At 40.8% G+C, this 21,993-nt stretch carries 22 protein-coding genes and 2 pseudogenes; 9 read left to right on the forward strand and 15 right to left on the reverse strand.

What is annotated here, in order from left to right:
* The first annotated feature begins 127 nt into the window (after nucleotides 1–127).
* Nucleotides 128–1,231, forward strand: a complete 1,104-nt coding sequence (locus HWQ38_RS04205; RefSeq protein ID WP_292790268.1) for an AI-2E family transporter — start codon at nucleotides 128–130, stop codon at nucleotides 1,229–1,231.
* A gap of 52 nt (nucleotides 1,232–1,283) precedes the next feature.
* Here the strand turns inward: HWQ38_RS04205 and HWQ38_RS04210 are convergent.
* Nucleotides 1,284–1,549: pseudogene (locus tag HWQ38_RS04210) on the reverse strand (ATP-binding protein); the annotation flags it as partial.
* A 171-nt stretch (nucleotides 1,550–1,720) separates the two neighbouring features.
* Nucleotides 1,721–1,978: pseudogene (locus HWQ38_RS04215) on the reverse strand (ATPase); the annotation flags it as partial.
* Nucleotides 1,979–2,214: 236 nt separating this feature from the next.
* On the opposite strand from HWQ38_RS04215, the gene HWQ38_RS04220 reads away from it, so the two are divergent.
* The 3 genes from HWQ38_RS04220 to HWQ38_RS04230 all read left to right on the forward strand — a co-directional run bounded on the left by HWQ38_RS04220 (nucleotide 2,215) and on the right by HWQ38_RS04230 (nucleotide 5,813).
* Complete coding sequence (locus HWQ38_RS04220) at nucleotides 2,215–3,816, forward strand: alkaline phosphatase D family protein (RefSeq protein ID WP_292790270.1); 1,602 nt, start codon at nucleotides 2,215–2,217, stop codon at nucleotides 3,814–3,816.
* Between the two features lie 168 nt (nucleotides 3,817–3,984).
* Nucleotides 3,985–5,283: an AAA family ATPase gene (locus HWQ38_RS04225; protein WP_292790271.1), complete on the forward strand. Its 1,299-nt coding sequence runs from the start codon at nucleotides 3,985–3,987 to the stop codon at nucleotides 5,281–5,283.
* Between the two features lie 8 nt (nucleotides 5,284–5,291).
* Nucleotides 5,292–5,813, forward strand: coding sequence for a hypothetical protein (locus HWQ38_RS04230; protein ID WP_292790272.1), 522 nt, complete (start codon nucleotides 5,292–5,294; stop codon nucleotides 5,811–5,813).
* A gap of 18 nt (nucleotides 5,814–5,831) precedes the next feature.
* Here HWQ38_RS04230 and HWQ38_RS04235 read toward each other — a convergent pair whose 3' ends face one another.
* From HWQ38_RS04235 to apcB, 5 genes are all read right to left on the reverse strand, one after another.
* A complete protein-coding gene (locus tag HWQ38_RS04235) occupies nucleotides 5,832–6,650 on the reverse strand; it encodes a TlyA family RNA methyltransferase (RefSeq protein ID WP_292790273.1) in 819 nt (272 codons plus the stop codon).
* Nucleotides 6,651–7,085 carry a DUF29 family protein gene (locus tag HWQ38_RS04240; protein WP_292790274.1) on the reverse strand — a complete coding sequence of 145 codons (435 nt, stop codon included), beginning with the start codon at nucleotides 7,083–7,085 and terminating at the stop codon, nucleotides 6,651–6,653.
* A gap of 473 nt (nucleotides 7,086–7,558) precedes the next feature.
* Nucleotides 7,559–7,894 (reverse strand): XisI protein, encoded by a 336-nt coding sequence (locus tag HWQ38_RS04245; protein WP_292790275.1) that lies wholly within the window; start codon nucleotides 7,892–7,894, stop codon nucleotides 7,559–7,561.
* Nucleotides 7,882–8,301, reverse strand: coding sequence for an element excision factor XisH family protein (locus HWQ38_RS04250; RefSeq protein ID WP_292790277.1), 420 nt, complete (start codon nucleotides 8,299–8,301; stop codon nucleotides 7,882–7,884). Before HWQ38_RS04250 ends, HWQ38_RS04245 begins: the two co-directional genes overlap by 13 nt.
* A 143-nt stretch (nucleotides 8,302–8,444) precedes the next feature.
* Nucleotides 8,445–8,954: an allophycocyanin subunit beta gene (apcB, locus tag HWQ38_RS04255; RefSeq protein WP_292790278.1), complete on the reverse strand. Its 510-nt coding sequence runs from the start codon at nucleotides 8,952–8,954 to the stop codon at nucleotides 8,445–8,447.
* 359 nt (nucleotides 8,955–9,313) lie between these two features.
* Here apcB and glnA point away from each other — a divergent pair, with 359 nt between their 5' ends.
* The gene (gene glnA / locus HWQ38_RS04260) at nucleotides 9,314–10,738 is read left to right on the forward strand and encodes a type I glutamate--ammonia ligase (protein ID WP_292790280.1); all 1,425 of its coding nucleotides are present in this window, start codon (nucleotides 9,314–9,316) and stop codon (nucleotides 10,736–10,738) included.
* Between the two features lie 243 nt (nucleotides 10,739–10,981).
* Here glnA and HWQ38_RS04265 read toward each other — a convergent pair whose 3' ends face one another.
* Nucleotides 10,982–11,182 carry a hypothetical protein gene (locus HWQ38_RS04265; RefSeq protein WP_292790281.1) on the reverse strand — a complete coding sequence of 67 codons (201 nt, stop codon included), beginning with the start codon at nucleotides 11,180–11,182 and terminating at the stop codon, nucleotides 10,982–10,984.
* A gap of 389 nt (nucleotides 11,183–11,571) precedes the next feature.
* Here HWQ38_RS04265 and HWQ38_RS04270 point away from each other — a divergent pair, with 389 nt between their 5' ends.
* On the forward strand, nucleotides 11,572–12,468 hold the full coding sequence (locus HWQ38_RS04270; RefSeq protein ID WP_292790283.1) for a ferritin-like domain-containing protein: 897 nt from the start codon (nucleotides 11,572–11,574) through the stop codon (nucleotides 12,466–12,468).
* 300 nt (nucleotides 12,469–12,768) lie between these two features.
* On the opposite strand, the gene HWQ38_RS04275 is transcribed toward HWQ38_RS04270, so the two are convergent.
* From HWQ38_RS04275 to HWQ38_RS04285, 3 genes are all read right to left on the reverse strand, one after another.
* Nucleotides 12,769–12,954, reverse strand: a complete 186-nt coding sequence (locus HWQ38_RS04275; protein WP_292790285.1) for a hypothetical protein — start codon at nucleotides 12,952–12,954, stop codon at nucleotides 12,769–12,771.
* A 59-nt stretch (nucleotides 12,955–13,013) separates the two neighbouring features.
* Nucleotides 13,014–13,241 carry a hypothetical protein gene (locus HWQ38_RS04280; RefSeq protein ID WP_292790286.1) on the reverse strand — a complete coding sequence of 76 codons (228 nt, stop codon included), beginning with the start codon at nucleotides 13,239–13,241 and terminating at the stop codon, nucleotides 13,014–13,016.
* A 107-nt stretch (nucleotides 13,242–13,348) separates the two neighbouring features.
* Nucleotides 13,349–15,169, reverse strand: coding sequence for an FAD-dependent oxidoreductase (locus HWQ38_RS04285; protein WP_292790287.1), 1,821 nt, complete (start codon nucleotides 15,167–15,169; stop codon nucleotides 13,349–13,351).
* A gap of 402 nt (nucleotides 15,170–15,571) precedes the next feature.
* Here HWQ38_RS04285 and HWQ38_RS04290 point away from each other — a divergent pair, with 402 nt between their 5' ends.
* The gene (locus HWQ38_RS04290; protein WP_292790288.1) at nucleotides 15,572–16,519 is read left to right on the forward strand and encodes a hypothetical protein; all 948 of its coding nucleotides are present in this window, start codon (nucleotides 15,572–15,574) and stop codon (nucleotides 16,517–16,519) included.
* 56 nt (nucleotides 16,520–16,575) lie between these two features.
* Here HWQ38_RS04290 and HWQ38_RS04295 read toward each other — a convergent pair whose 3' ends face one another.
* Nucleotides 16,576–18,246, reverse strand: coding sequence for an ABC transporter ATP-binding protein (locus HWQ38_RS04295; protein ID WP_292790289.1), 1,671 nt, complete (start codon nucleotides 18,244–18,246; stop codon nucleotides 16,576–16,578).
* A 379-nt stretch (nucleotides 18,247–18,625) separates the two neighbouring features.
* Here HWQ38_RS04295 and HWQ38_RS04300 point away from each other — a divergent pair, with 379 nt between their 5' ends.
* Nucleotides 18,626–18,934, forward strand: coding sequence for a hypothetical protein (locus tag HWQ38_RS04300; protein ID WP_292790290.1), 309 nt, complete (start codon nucleotides 18,626–18,628; stop codon nucleotides 18,932–18,934).
* Between the two features lie 261 nt (nucleotides 18,935–19,195).
* Here the strand turns inward: HWQ38_RS04300 and HWQ38_RS04305 are convergent, their stop codons facing one another.
* Nucleotides 19,196–19,405: a hypothetical protein gene (locus tag HWQ38_RS04305; protein WP_292790291.1), complete on the reverse strand. Its 210-nt coding sequence runs from the start codon at nucleotides 19,403–19,405 to the stop codon at nucleotides 19,196–19,198.
* An 832-nt stretch (nucleotides 19,406–20,237) separates the two neighbouring features.
* On the opposite strand from HWQ38_RS04305, the gene trxA reads away from it, so the two are divergent.
* On the forward strand, nucleotides 20,238–20,576 hold the full coding sequence (gene trxA / locus HWQ38_RS04315; protein ID WP_292790293.1) for a thioredoxin: 339 nt from the start codon (nucleotides 20,238–20,240) through the stop codon (nucleotides 20,574–20,576).
* Between the two features lie 336 nt (nucleotides 20,577–20,912).
* On the opposite strand, the gene HWQ38_RS04320 is transcribed toward trxA, so the two are convergent.
* On the reverse strand, nucleotides 20,913–21,446 hold the full coding sequence (locus HWQ38_RS04320; RefSeq protein ID WP_292790294.1) for a dihydrofolate reductase family protein: 534 nt from the start codon (nucleotides 21,444–21,446) through the stop codon (nucleotides 20,913–20,915).
* Between the two features lie 267 nt (nucleotides 21,447–21,713).
* Nucleotides 21,714–21,920 (reverse strand): TIGR03643 family protein, encoded by a 207-nt coding sequence (locus tag HWQ38_RS04325; RefSeq protein WP_292790295.1) that lies wholly within the window; start codon nucleotides 21,918–21,920, stop codon nucleotides 21,714–21,716.
* Between the last annotated feature and the right edge of the window lie 73 nt (nucleotides 21,921–21,993).

Genomic DNA, 21,993 nt, shown 5'->3' on the forward strand with positions numbered 1-21,993 from the left:
CAAGCTTTTGGCTTAGAACTCATCCCTATTTCCAACGCTATGGAATGTGTTTCTTAGGAGTTTATCCCTATTTTCCGGGCTGAAGTCCTGACTACAAAACTTTATAACTCTTGTGGAGTCACCACTAATGCAATCAGTAAACAAACTGCCGCGATGGTTAACTATAGGATTGGCATTTCCCATTGCCATTCTCAACGGCTGGCTATTGCTCCAAGTTGTACAGTATTTTCAACCGTTGGTGAATATTATTGCCGCCGCCATCTTACTGGCTTTTGTCTTAAACTATCCAATCCAGTTTCTCCAGGAACAAGGAGTAAAACACAACCTAGCTATCGGAGGAGTGTTGCTTTTGACTGTGGTGGTTTTAGGAGCTTTAGGCATCACCTTGGTTCCCCTGATTATCCAACAGCTCGTAGAGCTAGCTAATATTTTGCCCAGTTGGATTGATTCTGGTACTGTGCAGCTGCAAGCTTTCCAGGATTGGGCGTTAAGTCAACAACAGCTTCCGATTAATTTAAGTGGTTTATTTACCCAAGTTCTAGAACGATTATCTAACCAACTTCAGTCTTTCACTGGTAGAATTCTTGGTTTTGCTGTTGATACCATTGGTATTGTCCTCAACGTGCTGCTGACGGTAGTACTGACGATTTATTTAATATTAAACGGCGAACGTCTTTGGGACGGAATTTTTCTGTGGTTTCCCCTTAACATTGGATCAAAAGTACGGGAATTACTGCGAGAGGATTTCCACAATTACTTCATCGGCCAAGCAACATTGGGAGCTGTGTTAGGGGTGACAATTACATTGGCGTTTTTGGCGCTGCAAGTTCCGTTGGCTCTACTTTTTGGCATCGGTATTGGTTTGTTTTCTCTCTTCCCCTTTGGTACGGGGGTAGGTATAGCTATAGTAAGTTTGTTGGTAGCATTGCAAAACTTTTGGTTAGGAGTTGAAGTCTTAGGTGTAGCTGTTGCAATCGACCAAGTTAATTCTAATTTTGTTGCACCTCGAATTCTTGGTAATTTGACTGGTCTAAATCCCGTTTGGGTAGTGATATCTTTGCTGTTAGGGGCAAAGTTGGGAGGAGTGCTGGGTTTGTTAATTGCGATCCCTATTGCCAGTTTTATCAAGGACATAACAGATAGCTGGCGGGCTGGAGAGTTTAAGAAGCTAGATGATATCGAGTCAGAACCTGTTACGGTCATTAGTGAGAAAGCAGGAACTTATAGTTAAAGTTCAATATGTAAGTGAAGGAAAACGCTTATTGCTGGTTTTTCGGAACTTGTTAAGAATTAAGTTGCAGTGGAATTTTAATAATAAACTCAGTCCCTTTGCCAACGGTTGCTATGCATTGCAGTTGACCACTGTGTTTTTCCACAACAATTTGATAGCTGATAGATAGACCTAATCCAGTTCCTTTACCAACGGGTTTAGTGGTAAAAAATGGATCAAACAATTGCTTTTGGACACTCTCTGGAATTCCTGGCCCTTATCGGAAATGCGAATAATTACTTGCTTGTCATCAGTGAGTTCAGTATGAATGCAAATTTTTGCTTTATCCCTTACCCATGACGGATGACTAATGACCCTTACGGGTGATGCCTCCGGCACGCCAAGGCGAACGCCAGTCACATCATGGGGGAAACCCCCAGACGCTCGATGACTCGCTAACGCTGCGCTATCGCTTTTAGCGTCTCCCTTTGGGAGAAGACCGTGCTGGCTCACTAATGACTCTTGTATCGTATCAATAGCATTCCCCAAAATATTCATAAATACCTGATTGAGTAACCCAGCGTAGCACTCAACTTGAGGAAGTTCACCGTATTCCTTAATTATGTTTATGCTTTCACCGATTTGGTGATTTTGAAGACGACTTTGTAAAATTACCAAAGTACTATCAATACCTTCATGGATATCAACTAATTTTTTGTCAGATTCATCAAGACGGGAAAAATTTCGTAAGGAAAGAATGAATTTCTGGTAACATCCTGAATATCCATCTCGATAATTTAAAAATTCATCAATCGTTACATACTTATCTTTCCCAGATTGCTACCCAAAATTCACAGTGTAGATGTGAGAATATAAAGTATTTTAGCAACTCCAATATTTTAACGGTTTTTTAACCATTAGATAATCTAACTTTTACTTATTGTAATAACAGAATGTGCTAAATACTTATCCTGTAATACTTCTTAAGCTTGCCATTATTTAGCATGGAATCTAATCACTCATTGAAGCTAAACCGCCGCCAGTTTTTGCTGCGTTCAACTATCACCGCAGGTGGGATTATTGCCACAAATCTTGGAGCAAAATCACAAGTTTTTGCTCAAGCAGCTGGAATTATCACCTCTGATAAAATGCGTCCTGGTATACCTTATGGTGTAGCTAGCGGAGATATCTGCAACGATAGCATTGTCATTTGGAGTCGGAGCGATCGCCCTGCCAAAATGATCGTAGAATATTCTACCAGCGAATCTTTTAAAAATGTGCAGCGAGTTGTGGGGCCTAATGCTTTAAAAAATAGCGACTTTACAGCCCGACTTTATCTGAGGAATTTACCACCAGACCAAAAATTATTTTATCGGGTAATCTTCCAAGATTTAGATTATCAAGGCATCTACAGCGTTCCTGTTCATGGCACTTTCCGAACTCCCTCCAAATCTGGGCGAGATGTATTCTTTGTTTGGGGTGGAGACACTGCTGGTCAGGGATGGGGGATTAATCCTGATTTCGGTGGGATGAAAATTTATGAAACTATGCGTCAACTTAATCCCGACTTTTTCATCCATTCTGGCGATAATATTTATGCTGATGGCGTGATTTCAGCAGAAGTAACTTTAGACGACGGCACTATTTGGAAAAACATCACTACACCCGAAAAATCCAAAGTAGCAGAGACTCTCACAGAATTTCGTGGCAACTATATTTACAATTTGCTAGATGAAAACATCAAGCGTTTCAATGCTGAAGTTCCCATATTGGCACAGTGGGACGACCACGAAACAAGGAACAACTGGTATCCTGGGCAAATTATCCTCAACGATGACCGTTATACAGTTAAGGATGTTAACTTGTTAGCCGAAAGGTCAAGACAAGCGTTTTTAGAATATCTGCCTATTGGATATACAACCGATAATCCAGACAAAACGAGAATTTATCGCTCCTTTAAGCATGGGCCATTACTAGACATTTTCATGCTGGATGAGCGCACCTATCGGGGACCAAATAGCCCCAATAATCAGCCCGTACCAAGTCAAAAAACAGATTTTTTGAGCAAAGAACAAGTGCAATGGTTGAAAAAGCAATTGCTATCATCAAAAGCAACATGGAAAGTGATTGCTAGTGATATGCCTTTGGGATTGATAGTTACAGACGGTACTACGGACTTTGAAGCTTGGGCTAACGGAAATGGCCCAACTTTAGGAAGAGAACTAGAACTTGCCGATTTACTACGATTTATCAAAAACAAGAACATCAAGAATGTTGTTTGGTTAACTGCTGATGTACATTACGCAGCAGCCCATTATTACGACCCCGCGAAAGCGCAGTTCAGAGACTTCAAGCCTTTTTGGGAGTTTGTCGCCGGGCCTCTTAACTCTGGCACATTTGGACCAAACGAATTGGATAATACCTTTGGGCCACAATTAATATTTCAAAGTCTTCCTCCAGGTACAAAAGCAAATCGACCCCCAAGTGAAGGTTTGCAATTCTTTGGAGGAGTCAAGATTGATGCTAATACAAAGGTGATGACGGTAACACTACGTAATTTGGTAGGGAAAACTCTTTACAGTGTAGATTTGCCGCCAGAAGCTTAAATCTCTAAAAGCGCAGTGAAATTTAGCCAGTTAGATAGAGTAATTAGGCAATTTTTTACTTTATCTGCTGGCTTTGTTGTTTTTACTGAGATTTTGAAGGATGAAAAACCTTGTGCGATCGCCACTATTAGGAGCTAAATTTAAGTAGGTAGAGTTTTGGAGTTGATCATGCTTAAACAACTCATTCTTGAAAATTGGAAAAGTTTCCGTTATGCTGAGCTTCCACTTGACCCGTTAACTGTTCTGATTGGTACAAATGCGAGTGGGAAGTCTAATGTAGTTGAGGCTTTGGAATTTTTACAAAGAATTGCTAGAGGTGAAAATATTGAAGCAGCTTTAGCAGGAGATAAAAGACTTACTTCTATTCGAGGTGGGATAGAGTGGGCAGCACTTCAAAATGAAACTCAGTTTACCTTAAAGGTATTAGTTAATGGTGAAGAAGAGAATATTGATTATTTGTATGTGATTAAAATTCAAACACTACCTGTAATCAAAGTTCTTGAAGAATATATTGAATGCAAAAAAATAAATGGAAGTGAAAATAATAACGTTAAAAGATACACTATCAAAAATTCTGATTTTAATAGCATTAGTAGCTTGAGATATCTATATTCTGATATTAAAGATATCAGTCGGGAAAATTTGATACCAGACATGGTACACGCAGACAGAAATGCATTTATAACAAATCCCAATTTGCTAGAAGAAATTTTAGATAAAAAAGACAATTATCAAGATATTGCTAATGAATATTTGATTTTAAAAAATAAAGCTAAAAGATATATTATTGCAAGCCTCGAAAATACCTTAGTGCTTAATCCCATACCTTCTAAAATGCGAGACTACTCACGTCTTTCTGACGTTATTGAAAATGATGCATCTAATATTGCGGGTGTGCTAGCAACATTACCTTATGACCATAAAGTTGAGGTGGAATCAACGCTATCTACATACATCAAAGATTTACCAGAAGGTGATATTCAAAAAGTATGGGCAGAAAAAGTTGGTAGATTTGGCACTGATGCCATGCTTTACTGTCAAGAAGAATGGAAACCAGGTCATATTACAGAGATTGATGCAAGAACTATGTCTGATGGAACTCTCCGTTTTCTAGCAATTCTTACAGCACTACTCACTAGACCAGAAGGTAGTCAACTGGTAATTGAAGAAATAGATAATGGTCTTCATCCCTCGCGTGCAGAATTACTAGTTAAAATACTACGAGAGATTGGCAGAAAAAGAAAAATTGATATTTTACTTACTACCCATAACCCAGCTTTACTTGATGCTTTAGGCCTAGAAATAGTTCCTTTTGTGGTTGTTGCACACCGCGATTCTGAAACTGGAGAAAGCAAACTTACTCTTTTAGAAGATATTGAAAATCCTCCTCTTTTGCTAGCATCAGGAACTTTGGGCAGATTAGCAACTAAAGGAGCAATTGAAAAGAGCCTTTCTGATAAAAAGTAAAGTGAAATATGAGAAAGGTTCTGATTATTGACACATCAATACTCTGCGTCTACTTGGGTGTTCCTGGTAAAGAGACTTGTGGCTCTGATAATGATAAATGGGATCAAAAAAGAGTTAAAGCCCGTTTTCAAGCAGAAGAAAGACAAAAAGCAAAGTTTATACTACCATTAGCAACAATTATAGAAACTGGTAATCACATTGCACAAGCTAAGTCTAGACGATATGAAATTGCTCAAGCTTTCGCTGATATTTTAGTGAAAGTAGCGGATGGATTGATACCTTGGGGAGTTTTTGAAACTCAAGTGGGTGAACTTTGGAATTCAGAACAATTAAAACAGTTGGCTATGGAATGGCTGACTCTAGCATCTAGAAGGATTTCCATCGGAGATGCGACAATTAAGACTGTAGCTGAATATTACGCTAAAACCAGTAGCACATTCCAAGTAGAAATTTTTATCGGCGATGGGGGACTGAAGGCTTATGAACCAGCTACCCCAGCACCTAAACGCCGAAGCGATCGCACCAAGTAAAATATCCTTAACCAACGTTTAACTCTTCCGTAAATCAGTTATTGCTTCTAAAGTTATTTGCTTAATTGCCTCTAAATCAAGCGGTGGTGTTTCACTTTCCATTCCCAACCACAAAAGATATTCAATATTTCCAGCAGGGCCAGTAATCGGCGACCAAGTTAAGCCTTTGTATTTCCATCCTAATTCCTGGGCTGCTTGCAACACCTGGAAAATGGCATCAGCTTGGTCATTTGGATCACGCACAACCCCTTTTTTACCCACACGCGATCTGCCGACTTCAAACTGTGGCTTGACTAACAGCACAGCTTCCCGATTAGCTTGAGTTAATTGCCACAAAGCAGGCAGAATCTTGGTTAAAGAAATAAATGATACATCGACCACTGCCAAATCAGGAATCGCGTCATCCTCGCTATATAACTCATCTGGTCGTAGTTGTCGTAAATTGGTGCGTTCCCGCAAAATCACCCGCGAATCATTTCGCAACCGCCAGTCAACTTGCCCATAACCGACATCAATACCGTAAACTTGTTTGGCTCCAGCTTGCAAGAGACAATCAGTAAAACCACCAGTAGAAATCCCACCATCTAAACAAATGCGCTCTGCTACGGGAATGGCAAATACTGACAAAGCTTTGGAGAGTTTTTCACCGCCTCTAGAAACAAAAGGCGATCGCACCTTAATATTTATTTGAGCCGAAATATCAACTTCTGTACCAGCTTTATCAACTAGCTGCTGATTAACAGTCACTTCCCCCGCCTGAATTAGCCGTTGTGCTAAGGCGCGAGAAGAACATAAATTTAACTCTACTAATAATGTATCGAGTCGCTGTTTAGCCAATTAACTAGACTCTCCTGGTAAAATTAAAGCCAAAGCACGATTGATAATTTCTTCGCGGTTAACCAGCTTTTCTAATTCTTCTAGCTCATAACGACCTTCTTCTACTTCAAGCGTTGCCTGATCAATGGCATTTAAATAAGCTTCTGCTAAAATTTCTAACAATTCTTCTGGCACGAGATAATAGGCTCCAGCTTTACGCCGCTTATTTTCGCGCTGAATTTCCCGAACCGAATTCCGAATTGAGACTTCCCAAGAGCGAGTCGTGCGATTTTCAGCTTGTTGTTTAATCAGATGCAACAGCAAAATCACTGCATAGCTACGAATCGTCTTGATTATGTCATTTCGGCTCATTTCTGTTAATTCTTCAACTATAATCAATGCCCCTTGAACATCGCCTTTCACAAGCAAGTCTTTCAAACTTAATAATTCTTCCATAATCAGCGCCTCAAATATCGGCAACTTCTATTGTGGCTCTATAAGATAAGCTAATGCGTTTCATCTATGAGCGATCGCATTCCTTAGTACAACATTTCATTAATTCATAGCAAATTCTCTGCGTCCCTCCGCGTTTCCCTCTGCGACGGCAGTCGCTTCAAGTCGGGAAACCCGCCCAACGCGCTGCCTCCCCTTTGCGTTTAAATTTCAACCCTCAATCGACCTCAGCAGCGAGGATTGGCAGCAACTCCAGAAACAAGATTTGACTTTCATCAGTGATGACGCAACCAGAGAAGAAGATATGCGTCGATTGCAGCGATACCGGGAAACAGGTGATGGTATCCCACATGAACAGGTGGCTGCGTGGTTGGCAAGTATCGGCACAGATAATGAGTTTCCATCGAGAAAATCGCCCTCTTTAAAACCCCATATTTTAATGTTTGAGGTTCTGAAGCTTGATTATATAAAGATAATTAAGATACAGCAAAATCCGTGTATTGCCGTAGTTCGGCTGGATGGAAACCCAAAACAATATCTTCACGCGGGATACTGGCTTCCAATAATGCTTCTGCTACTGGCTGGGAAGTACCATCATATTGAATCCACACTTTATCATTAATGATATCTATATGCACCACCGAACCATGTACACGCCGCACTCCATCCCAACCGACGTGTAACACTTCGTAATGGTCTCGTTCCGAGTCAATGACTGCTTCTGTCTCTATTTGACCGTTAGCAGGCTTATGACTAGCGTAGTCAAATATCAACTGACGAATAATTTCACGATACCGAGCTAGCTTATCCATCTGATAATCCTCTCTAGTTGCTCGTCAAAGACAATTAGGTTTATTCCTATGCTATTGAGAATTAGCTGACCAAAGCGTTCGGAAAATATACCTTCGTAAACTCGCTTGGGAACTGCTAAATAAAGTTGGCGTTTTGGTTGTAGTTCTTTAAGCACGCTGCGATAAATTTCATACTGTCCTACGGCTTCCTGGAGATCACTCACTGGAGAAGGACTGAGAAAACTTTTGATTTCAACAGCTATTTTTTCATTACCTCTCTCAGCAGCAATAGTAACTCTTTCTGCTCCAATATCTACGTAAAGCTCTCTACCTCCATAGGCGAGATATAAAGGATCATTGGTTATTGTCCAACCATCTGCTGTCAGTGCTTTAATAACTGCGGCGTGGTAGATATCTCTGGCAGGCATTAGTCGAAAATAGCTCCAAAAACATAGGTTTAATGGCGAAAACTTGGATAAACCCTTTTCAATGGGTGGTAGGATTCATAAAAAAGCGATCGCCCCATAAAATCAAAGTGCGATCGCTATATTTTATACTTGTTGTTGAATGACTAAATATCCTGTTCGCTCAACTCGCGTGTAATGTGATCAAATGGCTCATCCACAAAAGCAGTATTAACCACACCTGCGGCTGTCACTTGTTCCTTAATCAGATCCTTGAGAATCTGGATACCGCGAACCGTAGGGCCAATCGGCACTCCTAGAGAATTGTAAGTTTCTCGCAGCCCTTGCAGCACACGCTCATCTAATACATTTGTGTTCCCAGCAACCAGCGCATAGGTGGCGTAGCGCAGGTAGTAGTCCATATCCCGCAGACAAGCCGCATAACGACGAGTTGTATAGGAATTTCCACCAGGACGAATCAATTCTGGCAGTTCTTCAAATAACTTTAAACCAGCTTGCTTGACAAGTGCAGCTGCATTAGAATTTATCGCCGCCGCCGCTTGTACTCTTGCTGTACCACTGTCAAAGTAAGACTTGAGGCTATCGATCGCATTCCGGTCAAAATACTGACCAGCTAGGTCATAATTCTTAATTAAACTTGTTACTGCATCGCGCATTCCTTTTTCTCCCAATCCTTGCTATTTATGGTTTGATATTTATTTGGCTGCACTAATGCAGCAGTAAATTTTTGTGCTATTTAAAATAGATTTGGCACAAAAACAATTTATCCACTATTTAAGGATTTTATGCCAAAGTTGACCCCTGATGTCAGGAACTTTCCAGTTTTGTACAGATGATCGCCGAAAGGTTAATATAATTTGATAATCCAGATATCTGTAACGTAGACTACAAAATCTACCAATGTCTAGTATTTAAGATATTTCTGGTGTGTCACGGCTTGATTGAGATCAGCAGGGTTAGGATGCTTTGGAAGATTCTGGTATTACTTTAGAAAATTGGTAGAGAAGGAGTAACAATGACAACACCACAAGAAGTCTTGAAGAGAATTCAAGATGAAAAAATTCAACTGATTGATCTCAAATTCATCGATACAGTAGGGACTTGGCAGCACCTCACACTGTACCAAAACCAAATTGATGAGACTGCATTTACTGATGGCGTACCTTTTGACGGTTCCAGCATCCGGGGTTGGAAAGCGATCAACGAATCGGACATGACGATGGTACTCGACCCCAACACTGCTTGGATCGACCCATTCATGGAAGTCCCAACACTAAGTATAATTTGTAGCATCAAAGAACCCCGCACAGGCGAATGGTACAACCGTTGCCCACGCGTTATTGCCCAAAAAGCAATAGATTACCTGGTTTCCACTGGTCTTGGTGACACAGCCTTCTTTGGCCCGGAAGCTGAGTTCTTTATCTTTGACAGTGCTAGGTTTGCTCAAACCGCTAACGAAGGCTACTACTTCTTAGACTCCGAAGAAGGTGCTTGGAATTCTGGTAAAGCTGGTACAGATGAAAAACCCAACTTGGGTTACAAACCACGATTCAAAGAAGGTTACTTCCCAGTTTCGCCGACGGATTCTTTCCAAGATATTCGTACAGAAATGCTGTTGACGATGGCACAATTAGGTGTACCCATTGAAAAGCATCACCACGAAGTTGCTACTGGTGGTCAGTGCGAACTAGGTTTCCAGTTTGGGAAGTTGATCGAAGCGGCTGACTGGTTGATGATTTACAAATATGTCATCAAGAACGTTGCCAAGAAACACGGCAAAACCGTTACCTTCATGCCAAAACCGATTTTTGGCGATAACGGTTCTGGAATGCACTGTCACCAGTCCATCTGGAAAGACGGCAAACCTCTGTTTGCAGGTGATAAGTATGCTGGTTTGAGTGAAATGGCGTTGTACTACATTGGTGGTCTTCTCAAACACGCACCAGCGCTGTTGGCTATTACCAACCCCAGTACTAACTCATACAAGCGCCTAGTCCCTGGTTATGAAGCGCCAGTAAACTTGGCTTACTCCCAAGGGAACCGTTCTGCTTCTATCCGTATTCCTCTATCTGGCACTAATCCCAAAGCCAAGCGTTTAGAATTCCGTTGTCCAGATGCTACTTCTAACCCTTACTTGGCATTTGCTGCAATGCTTTGTGCTGGTATCGATGGCATCAAGAACAAAATCCATCCTGGTGAACCCTTAGATAAGAATATCTATGAACTCTCTCCAGAAGAACTTGCAAAGGTTCCTTCAACTCCAGGTTCTTTAGAATTGGCGTTGCAAGCACTGGAAAAAGATCACGCCTTCTTGACAGAATCAGGCGTTTTCACGGAAGATTTTATCGGAAATTGGATTGATTACAAACTCAGTAACGAAGTCAAGCAGTTGCAGCTCCGTCCTCATCCCTACGAGTTTTACCTCTACTACGATGCTTAATTAAGTACCGTATCTAACTAAAATCAGACTTACACAAAACTACACACTGTAGTAGGGGCAATTCATGTAGCTTTAGCTGACCGCAGGGTATTGTCCCTAAGAAGAAAATCAGAGTTTCGCCTATTGTTTGCGTAAGTCCTGTAAAAGTAAGAAGTTTTGCCACCCTAGAGTATAGGGTGGCTTTTTTTCCACAGTTGTCAGTTGAGACATTCACTCAAAAATCAACCTTAAAACTCTTGAAACTTAGCTCATGGAAGCATGACTAGACCCATAAATCATCCGAGCGCTAGCATCTACTTTCCCTTGAATGGGGTTCCAGTAGTAAGATGCTTCTTCAGGAAGACCAAGTTCTTGTGCAGCACGCATCAGCATTGATTGTTGACGATTCTTGACTTGCTGATGTTCACGCACCATTAACGCACGAGATTTATCTGCGATAGACATAACGATAGTCCTCTCTATTTTGGGAATATATAATTTTTTGTTTTCCTATTTACTAATGTAGCAAAAAATCTGTAACATAAGATACTTTTTACAAAAGTTTATATTTGCCTTTCCTGACAATATCAGCTATTTTTCTGCCAAAGCTGGAAAATTCTCTCCCAATCCACCTTTGATAACTAAAATCATCTGGTGTCAGATTTGTCTCACCTTAAAAAACATATCTTTCCCAAGACTGAACATTTATTCGTTATATTTATTTACACTTGATTTAATCTCAAGTGATTAATTTTTGTAACTTTTACTCTTTTTTCATTGACGCGACACAGATACAGCAGTTGCAAAAAACTAAGTTAAGATTAAATATAGATTTACAAAAATTTACATAATTTATGACAGTTAGCTACCCACGTAAATTTCAGAATGTTTTGGGTGCCAGAGAGATATTGAAACGGGTAGTATGCGATCGCGAAATCCATCTAATTACCCTCAACCGCTATCGCTACAGTGAACAACGCAGTTGCAAAGACCTGACTGAGGTAATTGAACAACTGAATGGACAGCCACCGGAACTGGTGCGGGATTTGTCTCATCACATCTCGGATGAAGCTCGTCATGCCATGTGGCTAACTGATTTGTTGATTGATCTGGGAAGTAATGTGGGAACTCCTCCTGGAATTTCCTATATTGATGAATTTGATCGGCTGCTCGACAAAGACACCTATGATCCAAAAGACAACCTAGAGGACAGTATAATTGCTGGTTTAGCAGCAATTAACATTACAGAAAAGCGGGGTTGTGAGTATTTCTCTGCTCACATTCACGCCCTCAAACAAGCGCCGCAGACAGCAGAAAACATCAAAATTCGGGAAACGATTGAAAAAATTCTCCCAGAGGAAGTGGGACACGTCCGGTGGGGTAATCGTTGGCTAGGAGAACTCGTGCGTAAGAGTCCAGAACATGGGCAAAAAGTAGAGCAAGCCAAGCGAAAATATACCGCAATTGAACAAGCGGCGTTTGAATCGGGAATGGATATTACTTTGGGTGCAGAACTGCGGCGAGTTGCCAAGCTGGTGGAAGTGGCAAATACCATGCCGGTTTGGCAACGTCCCCAATACCTGATGGAACGCTTACCCCAGACTTTGCTAGCGCCGGAGTTGCAATTTACTAGGATTCAGGTTGCACAAAAGGCTTGGCAGCGCGATCCACAGGCGTTTATGGAGAAGTTTGTGCCAATGTTCCTGAACGGCATCCAGGGAACAGAAATTAACCGCAAGAAAACAACATAGGACTTACGCTTTAAGTAAAATTCATCTAAAAAGGTCAGATGCAAAATTTTGCATCTGACCTTAGGTGTAGAATAATTAAGATCCTTCTTAATATTTATTTTGTCGGCAGCCATCTGCTGAATGTCTAAGAAGAAAACCTATTGGGAAATAAAGTGAAGTTGCCTGAAGACTGTTTCCTCAACAAGCAAAATGTCTGAATTAGATGTGCTTTACGATTAACTGAGAGCTTAAGTAACATCTATTTCTAGAGCCGTTGAGGATTGAGACGCAAAGCTTCCCAGCAATATGAGCAAGAGTTGTCTAGCTTTTGAGGAGTTGGTGATGCTGTTGATCAAGGCACTTAATTTGATTTGCGTTTTGATCGCCAGGATTGACGCCAACTATATATACAAAGCTTGCAGTTGAAATACTAAGCGATCGCTGAAGATTTTCGGGTGTCAACTGTATGTATCTCTGCCAGAAAAGCTGTGTAAAAGATGTTAGCACAACAGCCGGTTTTCTGGTACTTTGGTTATTTTGGGAAAAGAGGCATTACCCGACGGTAGTTAAACCACAGCATACATATTTCCGAATTTTTGCGTTACTTCTCTACGCCCACTACCGCGATGACGTGGCGCATCATCTGGATTTTGTTCAGATGCTGCCGAGAGCCACTGTTCCGAAGCAGGCGTGGAAGGCAGCCCATAGGATAAGTGATTGACCATTGTTTGGCAGTTATAAGCTAAGGGGCCCAACACCAGACTCGATACTAAAAGTGAAATGGCAGCACGCATAGAAGATGTCTATTTTGGAACTCTTCACTTCACTGATACTTAGCTTTTTGATTAATATCCGGACAATTCATCAAAAAGTATTCTGTTTTACTGAAAATAAACTCTTCTTACCCTTGGTTTAAATGTTCGACTAATAACCAATTAGCAAAGTGATTCTGATGACCCCACAATGTAACTAATTGTTCGTGGGGATAAGTGCGTAATTGCTGCTCGATATGCGATCGCAAAGTCACAAGCTGCCAATTTTGACCTTGATATGCGGCTGGTGCTGTGACTGTCAATCTGTATTCTTGCTGCGACAAGCGGTAGAAAATGCCTTTGAAACAGTTACTTTCCCGAATTAATGCCTTGGAGTCAGGGTACTCATTCCCCGATGGGCAAGGGCAATCGCCACTAACTGGATAGGCTTGTGGGTTATCTAAGTAATACAGTTGCCAGTGCCGCCAATCCGAATGATTGGGTGGAAGATTAAATAAAGGAATAATTAGCGCTTTTGAGCGATTATCTGACAATAAAGCTGTTTGCAGCGCCCTAACAGATAAATCCCTCGGTTGGCAGTTTAACTCAACACACATCGCTGCTGCCATCCCTGCTGCTTGACCAATGCCGATAACCACAGGTTGTAATCTGGTCGCGCCATTGGCAATGTGAGAGACAGAAATATTCTTTTCACAGACTAAGAAACCATCTGTTGTGGCTGGAATTAAACAACTGTAGGGAATTGTAAAGGGAGTCCCAGTCCAACGTCCTCCCCAACGGATAGATTTAGGTTGCAGTGGGAATTGAACACCAGGATAATGATGATCATTGGCGTAGTTACCAACTGCGATCGCTTCTCCTGTGGTCGCCGCTTTGCGATGCCTGCGGCGGGCTACGCCTACGCAAAAACTCGCATGATTAAATATAGATGCAACTCTACCTCCAGCAACGGGCAAAATATCCTGTTCTCGGACAGTAGTTAGCCCCACCAAGCGACGGCTTTCGCGGTAATAGGGATGCAGTGCAAAAGCTGTAGGAGTGTGAGGAAATAGTTTTTTTGCTAAACCATAGCGACGACCAAGCTGTTTTTGGATAAAATGGGCAAAATTTTGGCTGTGCCAGCGAGATTCTTGGATGAATTCACCTCTGGATAGCTCTGACTCTATCAGTCGGTCTACTCCTTGGCCGTAGTCGTTGCCACAGATTGGCCAATTAATCATAAATAGACCCCCAGGCAAGCGTCCATAATTTAAAAATGTTTCTGCTCCATAGCCATCCCAAGCACCTGTAAACTGCGATGGATTATAATTAGGGGCGGGCGGAATTTCTGGAGCAACGGCTTCACCAAAGTCTTGCATAATCACTACTGAAGTGGGCGCTTGCACAGGATATCTCTGGGTTAAAGAGTTAAAAGTCACTGGGGCGCTGGGTTCTCCCCACTCAGATTGCAATTCCCAGCCCCATCGGTAAGGTATCTCAGCTAAAGCCAATAAATCTCCTAATTCTGTGCCATCGAGAATAATTTTGGCTGTGACAGCAAAATCACCAAAGCGGACACCAGTAATAGAATCACCTTGTCGGTAAACATCTATTGGCACTTCCCCTGAAATCCAGTGCAGATTTGGCAATTCCTGCACCCAATCGGCAAAAATCTCTGCCCCAATCCGAGGATCGTAACTAAAAAAGCTTACCCAGCTGTTATCTAATCCTCCCGGTTGTCGTTGTCGCAATTCCTGCAAAAACGCCCCCCATAATCCCGTTTGAAAGGCTTCTAATTCGTTGCCATCGGGTACAGATACTCCTGCCGAAGTCAGCATCCCCCCCAACCAAGCAAATTCACTCACCAGAATCGTTTTGGCTCCTCGTCGCGCCGCTTGGATAGCAGCCGCAGTCCCTCCGGTTCCCCCACCGACAACTAAGACATCAGCTGTGTATGTCTGATTAACCATTGCTTAACCTCACTGGAGTTTCGACATATTCTCCCCAGATAGCTTGGCATCAGACAAGATAATTTATTTCAGGACTTACGCACTCAAAACCTGAAACTTCGATCCCCCCTAACCCCCCTTAAAAAGGGGGGGATTTTAAAAGCCCCCTTTTAAGGGGGTTGGGGAATCTCTTATGCGTAAGTCCTATATTTTTCGGATACTTGATAGATATAGGGTTATATGTAATTTCAGAATGACTTGTATTATTTAGTCTGACTCAAGAGAACTTTTTCTAAATGGATATGAATTAGTACAACTTGTATATACACCTAAAGATAGAGGTTATAACTAAATATTTGTATTTAAACTTAACATAAATCTAAACTCTATGGATTACTACTATTTAAGTAATATTAAAGTTTTATGTTGATTAATTGTTTGAAAAAGAATGAGAAATTAAGTGTAAATAAGGCTAGCCATGTCTCAAATGTTGAGATAGCACTGTTTATAGATCAAATCAAAAGTAATATCTGGCAATTTGGTATTCTATCTTGGCTTTTTGGAATAACCGATAGAGGCATAGCTGCATTTGCTGATGGTTATTTATCTGCTATAGAAATATCTCAGTTATTTACAGCCTCTTTCCTTTTTGTGAGTTGGCTATATCTCAAGCCGGAGGAAAGCTTCAATAGCAATGATTTAGTCCCCAGCCAATATCAAGAATATCTTGATCGTACTCAAGCTAACAAGCTTCAATTAAAAAAGCTCCACATGATTAGTCAGGAGTATATTTTACCGTTTCCTTATATTTGCCAAATCTACCATCTATTGAACTTAAAACATTTAGAAACAGTTCATCGGTTTAGCCTTACTAATCTTAAAATTCTGAATATTAGCCACTTTCAGACCACAAACAACGGTGGGATAATCAAATTTCAAACAATATTAGATTCGCCAGCTAATCCTCTGAGAATTTGGCGACAGCCGACTGTGGAAGTGGATTTAATCTTACATACTCCCTACACTATTGAACTGAGTATTCCAGTCTACAATCAGAAAAGAATATTTGTTATATTTTATGCTTTCCCCTTAAATGACTCAGAGCATCACCTATTTATAGATATTTATAGTGACCTAGAGTGGCCAAAGCCATTATTACAAATAATATTGCATTTTGCTTCTTGTTTGACACTCTTTGAAGATTTGCCCTATCTAAGTGCTTTGGCTGAGAAAAAGATAGAGCGTTTATTCAACTTAAATAGGACTTCAAATCATGAGAGTGCGTTGTTGTTTAAAAGATTCGTTGAGTTATATGGTTCGAGTGGGGAAACAACTAAATTACTTGAAGGAAGGGAAGAGAGACGCGATTAATCGCGGTCTGTACAGGAGTTGGGAATTTTAAACTCATAACTCTTGATTTTATTGAGTTAGGCGCGTGATAGTAAGGGAGCAGCAGCTAGTAAAGTTTTGGTATATGGGTGCTGAGGATTAGCAAAAATAGTTTTTGTTAAACCGAGTTCGACAATTTTACCGCCATTCATCACGGCAATACGATCGCACAAAAATCTCGCTAACCAAAGATCATGAGTGATGAACAGATAAGTTAACTCAAACTCTTGCTTTAATTGCAACATCAAATCCAGTACTTGCGACTGCACGCTAGCATCTAACATACTCACGGGTTCATCGCAAATGAGAAGTTTAGGGTGAGTAATCAAAGCACGAGCGATCGCAACTCGTTGCTGTTGTCCACCAGACAAATCTGATGGATAACGCTCATAATACACTTCTGCCGGTGTTAACCCAACTTTTTCTAGCATCCACAAAACCTGTTCTTTTGCCTTAGCAGCATTGGCAAGATTGTGGATAAATAAAGGGTCAGCGATACTTTCTCCCACTGTCATCGCTGGATTAAGACAAGCATGGGGATCTTGAAAAACCATTTGTATTTGTCGCCGTGAGGAGCGAATTTCTTGACGCGAGAGTTTAGTTAAATCCTGTCCTAAAAACTCAACTTTGCCACTAGTGGGAGGAATTAGTTGCAAAATTGTTCGTGATAGCGTACTTTTACCACAACCTGATTCCCCAACTAAGCCGAGAATTTCTCCTGGATAAAGATCCAGGTTAATACCATCTACGGCTTTAATTGTCTGCGCTTGTGTCTTAAACAGTCGTTCGATAAAATTAGGTTCTATGGTGTAATATTGCTTGAGTTCAGTGACACTCAAAATTGGGGATTGCTGATTAATAATCGGTAATTGCTTTTCTGCGTCATTGACAATTATCAATTCTCCATTATCTTTTACTGCTTGAATGTGTAAAGCTGCTTTTAAAAGCGATCGCGTGTATTCATGTTGAGGGTTTCTAAATACGGTTTCTGTAGAACCCATTTCGACTATCTTGCCGTTGTACATAACGCCAATGCGATCGCAATACTCAGCCACCATTGCTAAATCGTGAGAAATCAGCAACAATCCCATGTTTTCTTCACCACACAGGCGAGTTAATTCTTGCAATATCTGCGCGGAGACGGTGACATCTAAACTGGTGGTGGGTTCATCAGCAACAATCAACTTGGGGTTGAGGAGTAAAGCTAAGGCGATCGCAACTCGTTGCCGCATTCCACCGCTAAACTCATGAGGATACTGATTCCAGCGACTAGCGGGAATATTCACCTTTGCCAAAGTAGCAAGTGCTTTTTCTTTGGCTTGACGCGTTGATAATTCTGGTGAGTGCGCCTGAAGGGTTTCGATACAATGCTTACCAATCGTCATCAATGGATCGAGGCGTGTCATCGGATCTTGAAAAACTAAGGCGATCGCTTCTCCGCGAAACTTCTGCAACTGCTTAGGCATCAAGTCAAACACCGATTGTCCTTGAAATATCACCCGTCCCTCAACACGACTAGACGCTGGTAGTAAACGCATTACTGCCCGTCCAATGGTTGACTTCCCACAACCCGATTCTCCCACCAATCCCATTCTTTCACCTGGTTGCAAAGTGAAAGATACATCATCAACCGCCCAGCTTGCTTCTTCTCCACTCCGCCGAGGATAGGCAACTTGCAGATTTTCGATACAGAATAAGGCTTCACTCATAATTAGTTATCAGCCTGAGCTACCAGCTTTTATAATTTCAAATTTAAGATAGTCTATCAGATTCGTATTAGACCTTAGTTGGGTGAACATCTTTTATTGTCTTAGCGATCGCAACGAGATCCGCCAATGTTCTATCATACTAATTTATACCGCTTATCTCAAGTTTTATCCGTTCATCTAGGAGACGCGGAAGTTTGCCTACCTTTATGTCTAGTTAATTGAGATGGTAGCTGGATTTACGCCGTGCTGTACTAGGTGTTTAGCTGATTAATTCACCCATTTGTAGGAGGTAATTAACAAGTGAATAAGTGTACTTTGTTTATAATCCGACCAACACAAAATGGTTTTAAGCAGCATTCACGCAATAAATGTATCAATCATGCTAAACCTGATATTCACCGGATGTATAAAAATAAAACCCTTGGTGATTTCAACAGCTATTTTCCTGGCTTTACAGACTTCTGCCAATGCTCAACAATCATTACCTAGTTTGACTTCAACACAAGCTCAACATTTATCCCGTGACTTAGTTCCATATAATTCTCAAGACTTTTTTAGGCAAGGAAAAGATTCGATTGAGAGAGAAATTCAAATTCTTAGACAAAGGCAACTGCGCTCAATTAAACCTGTTCTTAAGATTGATTTAGTACCGCAGATAAAAAGACCACATACCCAGCAAAAATCCTAACATCTTATCTAACTAACAATCATCATTCTTCTATGAGACCTTATTAGGACTTACGCAAAATGACACGCCCTCCGGGGCAATTCATGTAGCTTTATCTTCCCGCAGGGTATTGCCCCTAAGAAGAAAATCCCGGTTTGGGCTATTGTTTGCGTAAGTGCTGCTTATAATTAAGCGATCGCTACCATCACAATCACTATACTGTGTTTCCTAACAGCAGAGTTCTTGTGTTTTCAATAAACTTTGCAACATAAGTTTACAATTTTAATCGTCTAGCAAACTCATCAACGCCTGAATTTCAACGTCTTGCACCTCTAATAATTGGCCCTGTAACTTTAGTAATTCATTCTGTAATCCTTCTGCTACATAGAGCATATTAGATTCTTGGGCAATTTTTAGCTGATTTTCTTTAATTTTGATTTGTTTAAGCAAGTTGTTTTCAACATGAGTTGAATTGTAATGTTGAGCAATCATAGCTTTACATTTTTTATTAATCTCTAGAGTGCAATTAAATTTACCACCTATGTATTATTCCACAGTTTTATGATTTTTTAAATATCTGGTGATTTAATCTTGATTACTCGTTGTGTTTACGGCTATGGTGCTTCTTCTTGTCTGAGTAGCTTAGTTTCTGTTTTTTAGGGTTTTTTAGGCATTGAACCGGACGCTCAATGCCATTTTGGTCTATTTTCACCGAGTCTTGTGGATATGTTAAACGTTTTTTTGTGAACAGTTATGAACTTAAAGTTTAATTCAAGAAACATTTTTACATTTGTAAAAGTTCTATCTACAATACTTATAACAAGCGCAATTGGATTAGAATCGTGGAATATTTATGCAGTAATAACTAATAGTAATCTACCAAGCAGCCTGAATCTAATTTTTTGGATTGAGCGTTTGGCGATGACGAGCCATTTTATCGAAAGTATTATAGCAGCTTTTTATGCAACCTCAAGAAAAAAGATGCCAATAAAGTATGCTATTTATACTTTTTTTGTAGGCACAATTGGGTTGTTAGAACTGTTCTCTCAAGAGAATGACTATTAAGGCTTCTCCGTCTTGAAGGTCTGAAATGTTGGGATTAGGTAGGTTGCGACGGTGGAATGGTACTTACTTAAGCAAAAGTTGCTGCCCAGATCCCCGACTTCTTCAAGAAGTCGGGGATCTAAATCCAGGCTGCTAATCAAAAGTCAGTTCTGGGGGTTTCCCGATGTCGGTTACAGGTAAATATGACAGGCAGAAGGGAGTATAGTTTGTATAGTTAGCTTTTTACTGAAATTTTAGTTTAGCACTAAGGAATTAAAAAATGTCCACTGATACTGACATCGTTACTTACGTTCAAGAAAGTGAATTTGATGCTGTTTTAACTGAAAGTGAAGAGAAAGTCGTTGTTGTTGACTTTACTGCTACTTGGTGTGGCCCCTGTCGCTTGATCAGTCCATTAATGGAGCAACTCGCCCAGGAATACAAAGGTCGCGCTAAAGTCGTTAAGATAGACGTTGACAGCAACAAGCCGATTTTCAAAAAATTCGGTCTTCGCAGTATTCCAGCAGTTTTAATTTTTAAAGATGGTGTTTTAGCTGAAACCATTGTGGGAGTTTCTCCTTACGAAGACTTCAGTAACGCTGTTCAGAAGCTTCTTTAGCTAATTCGTAATTACAGCTATTTTTCAGGTAAATAGACCACGCGGTAGGGGCACAGCATTGCTCATTGGTGTCAACTTAAGCTTGAAACAGCCTCTCTCATAGCTTTGTCACCCGCCTGGGAATGAATTCCAAGGCTAATAGCTCAAGTCTACTGAAGTAGACTAAGGATTTGGAGAGATATTTAGTCATCTTTAGATGACTTGAGCTATTAGCAAGGAACTTCAGTTCCTTGCGAGACATGGCTTTCACGTTAAGTTGACACGTATGAGCAATGCTGTGCCCCTACGACAGATGTGGTTCAAATACATGAAAACTTGATACACAATTATCAATTTTTAAACATTTACTTTTCGCCTGTAATGTGATTGCAGTAAACCACTAGGATATTGTTTTGAGTTAATCAGCTCCAATTTTTCTTCAGGGCTAGACGGTGGGAAAAGGCGTATACCACCACCTAAGATAATTGGAATAGTTGAAATAATATATTCATCAATTAAGCTGTGCTGAAGAAACGAATTAATTAATGCTCCGCCACCAACTAGCCAGATGTTTTCCAAGCCTTGAGCCTCTATATTTTCTAAGACGTGCTTCACTGTGTCCGAAACAAACACAACGTCTTCGCGGTCAGATTTGAGATGACGCTGGGTGAAAACGAAAGATTTTTTTTCTGGATATGGCCATTCATCAAAACTAAGTCCAATTTCATACGTCTTGCTGCCCAACACAATAGCATCAATCGATTCGTAGAAAGCAGTGTAACCGTAGTCTTCCCCTTCTATATCAAGGATTGATAGCCAATGAATTCCACCATCACTGCGAGTAATGTACCCATCGAAACTAGCTGCGATGTAAAGGATAACTTTCGTCATTGTGCTTCTGAATTTGGTAGTTTTCACTCAATTACTGGAAGTGCGATCGCAGGCTTATTTCTTCTCAAGTATTTTAGCCTCTGATGGTTATGCGATATTTTGATTAAACACATTACATCATAGCGATGTCTACGATGGTTACTGACTTGTGCCGAGCGCAGCCGAGGTAGCTTGCCGTACCACTTCGTGGAAGCAAGCTACGCGCAGCGTCTCGTAGAGAAGGGTCTCGTAGAGAAGTGCGGGCTACGCCGGAGCTCATCCGATTACTTAGATTTTTTGATTGTGCGATTTAAACCGACCGGCAATAAACTCTCGCTTAGATAAATGTTTTGTATCGCGTTTGGTGACTCGCTCTCGCCACATCTTGAAACTAGATTCTTTCATTTGGCGTCTCATTAGGGCAATTACCTGTTTCTCCAGCAGCCCAAACTGAGCCTCAATAGCATCAAAAGATGTTCTGTCTTCCCATGCCATTTCAATGATGCATTTGTAGTATCCGCTCAATAAGTTGCGGTAAGCAAAAATTATTAGCGATTGTTGAATCAAT

It is taken from the genome of Nostoc sp. NMS7 (genome assembly GCF_017115085.1).
Lineage (GTDB): Bacteria > Cyanobacteriota > Cyanobacteriia > Cyanobacteriales > Nostocaceae > Nostoc.

What these genes read in the sequence shown, in the direction of transcription:
- HWQ38_RS04220 (WP_292790270.1), top strand. Translation starts at nt 2,215, where the DNA reads ATGGAATCTAATCACTCATTGAAGCTAAACCGCCGCCAGTTTTTGCTG.
- HWQ38_RS04205 (WP_292790268.1), top strand. Translation starts at nt 128, where the DNA reads ATGCAATCAGTAAACAAACTGCCGCGATGGTTAACTATAGGATTGGCA.
- HWQ38_RS04285 (WP_292790287.1), bottom strand. Translation starts at nt 15,169, where the DNA reads ATGGTTAATCAGACATACACAGCTGATGTCTTAGTTGTCGGTGGGGGA.
- HWQ38_RS04290 (WP_292790288.1), top strand. Translation starts at nt 15,572, where the DNA reads ATGTTGATTAATTGTTTGAAAAAGAATGAGAAATTAAGTGTAAATAAG.
- HWQ38_RS04250 (WP_292790277.1), bottom strand. Translation starts at nt 8,301, where the DNA reads ATGCCTGCCAGAGATATCTACCACGCCGCAGTTATTAAAGCACTGACA.
- HWQ38_RS04305 (WP_292790291.1), bottom strand. Translation starts at nt 19,405, where the DNA reads ATGATTGCTCAACATTACAATTCAACTCATGTTGAAAACAACTTGCTT.
- HWQ38_RS04280 (WP_292790286.1), bottom strand. Translation starts at nt 13,241, where the DNA reads ATGCGTGCTGCCATTTCACTTTTAGTATCGAGTCTGGTGTTGGGCCCC.
- HWQ38_RS04265 (WP_292790281.1), bottom strand. Translation starts at nt 11,182, where the DNA reads ATGTCTATCGCAGATAAATCTCGTGCGTTAATGGTGCGTGAACATCAG.
- HWQ38_RS04240 (WP_292790274.1), bottom strand. Translation starts at nt 7,085, where the DNA reads ATGGAAGAATTATTAAGTTTGAAAGACTTGCTTGTGAAAGGCGATGTT.
- HWQ38_RS04270 (WP_292790283.1), top strand. Translation starts at nt 11,572, where the DNA reads ATGACAGTTAGCTACCCACGTAAATTTCAGAATGTTTTGGGTGCCAGA.
- HWQ38_RS04325 (WP_292790295.1), bottom strand. Translation starts at nt 21,920, where the DNA reads ATGGCATGGGAAGACAGAACATCTTTTGATGCTATTGAGGCTCAGTTT.
- trxA (WP_292790293.1), top strand. Translation starts at nt 20,238, where the DNA reads ATGTCCACTGATACTGACATCGTTACTTACGTTCAAGAAAGTGAATTT.
- HWQ38_RS04320 (WP_292790294.1), bottom strand. Translation starts at nt 21,446, where the DNA reads ATGACGAAAGTTATCCTTTACATCGCAGCTAGTTTCGATGGGTACATT.
- HWQ38_RS04295 (WP_292790289.1), bottom strand. Translation starts at nt 18,246, where the DNA reads ATGAGTGAAGCCTTATTCTGTATCGAAAATCTGCAAGTTGCCTATCCT.
- HWQ38_RS04230 (WP_292790272.1), top strand. Translation starts at nt 5,292, where the DNA reads ATGAGAAAGGTTCTGATTATTGACACATCAATACTCTGCGTCTACTTG.
- HWQ38_RS04300 (WP_292790290.1), top strand. Translation starts at nt 18,626, where the DNA reads ATGCTAAACCTGATATTCACCGGATGTATAAAAATAAAACCCTTGGTG.
- HWQ38_RS04245 (WP_292790275.1), bottom strand. Translation starts at nt 7,894, where the DNA reads ATGGATAAGCTAGCTCGGTATCGTGAAATTATTCGTCAGTTGATATTT.
- glnA (WP_292790280.1), top strand. Translation starts at nt 9,314, where the DNA reads ATGACAACACCACAAGAAGTCTTGAAGAGAATTCAAGATGAAAAAATT.
- HWQ38_RS04225 (WP_292790271.1), top strand. Translation starts at nt 3,985, where the DNA reads ATGCTTAAACAACTCATTCTTGAAAATTGGAAAAGTTTCCGTTATGCT.
- apcB (WP_292790278.1), bottom strand. Translation starts at nt 8,954, where the DNA reads ATGCGCGATGCAGTAACAAGTTTAATTAAGAATTATGACCTAGCTGGT.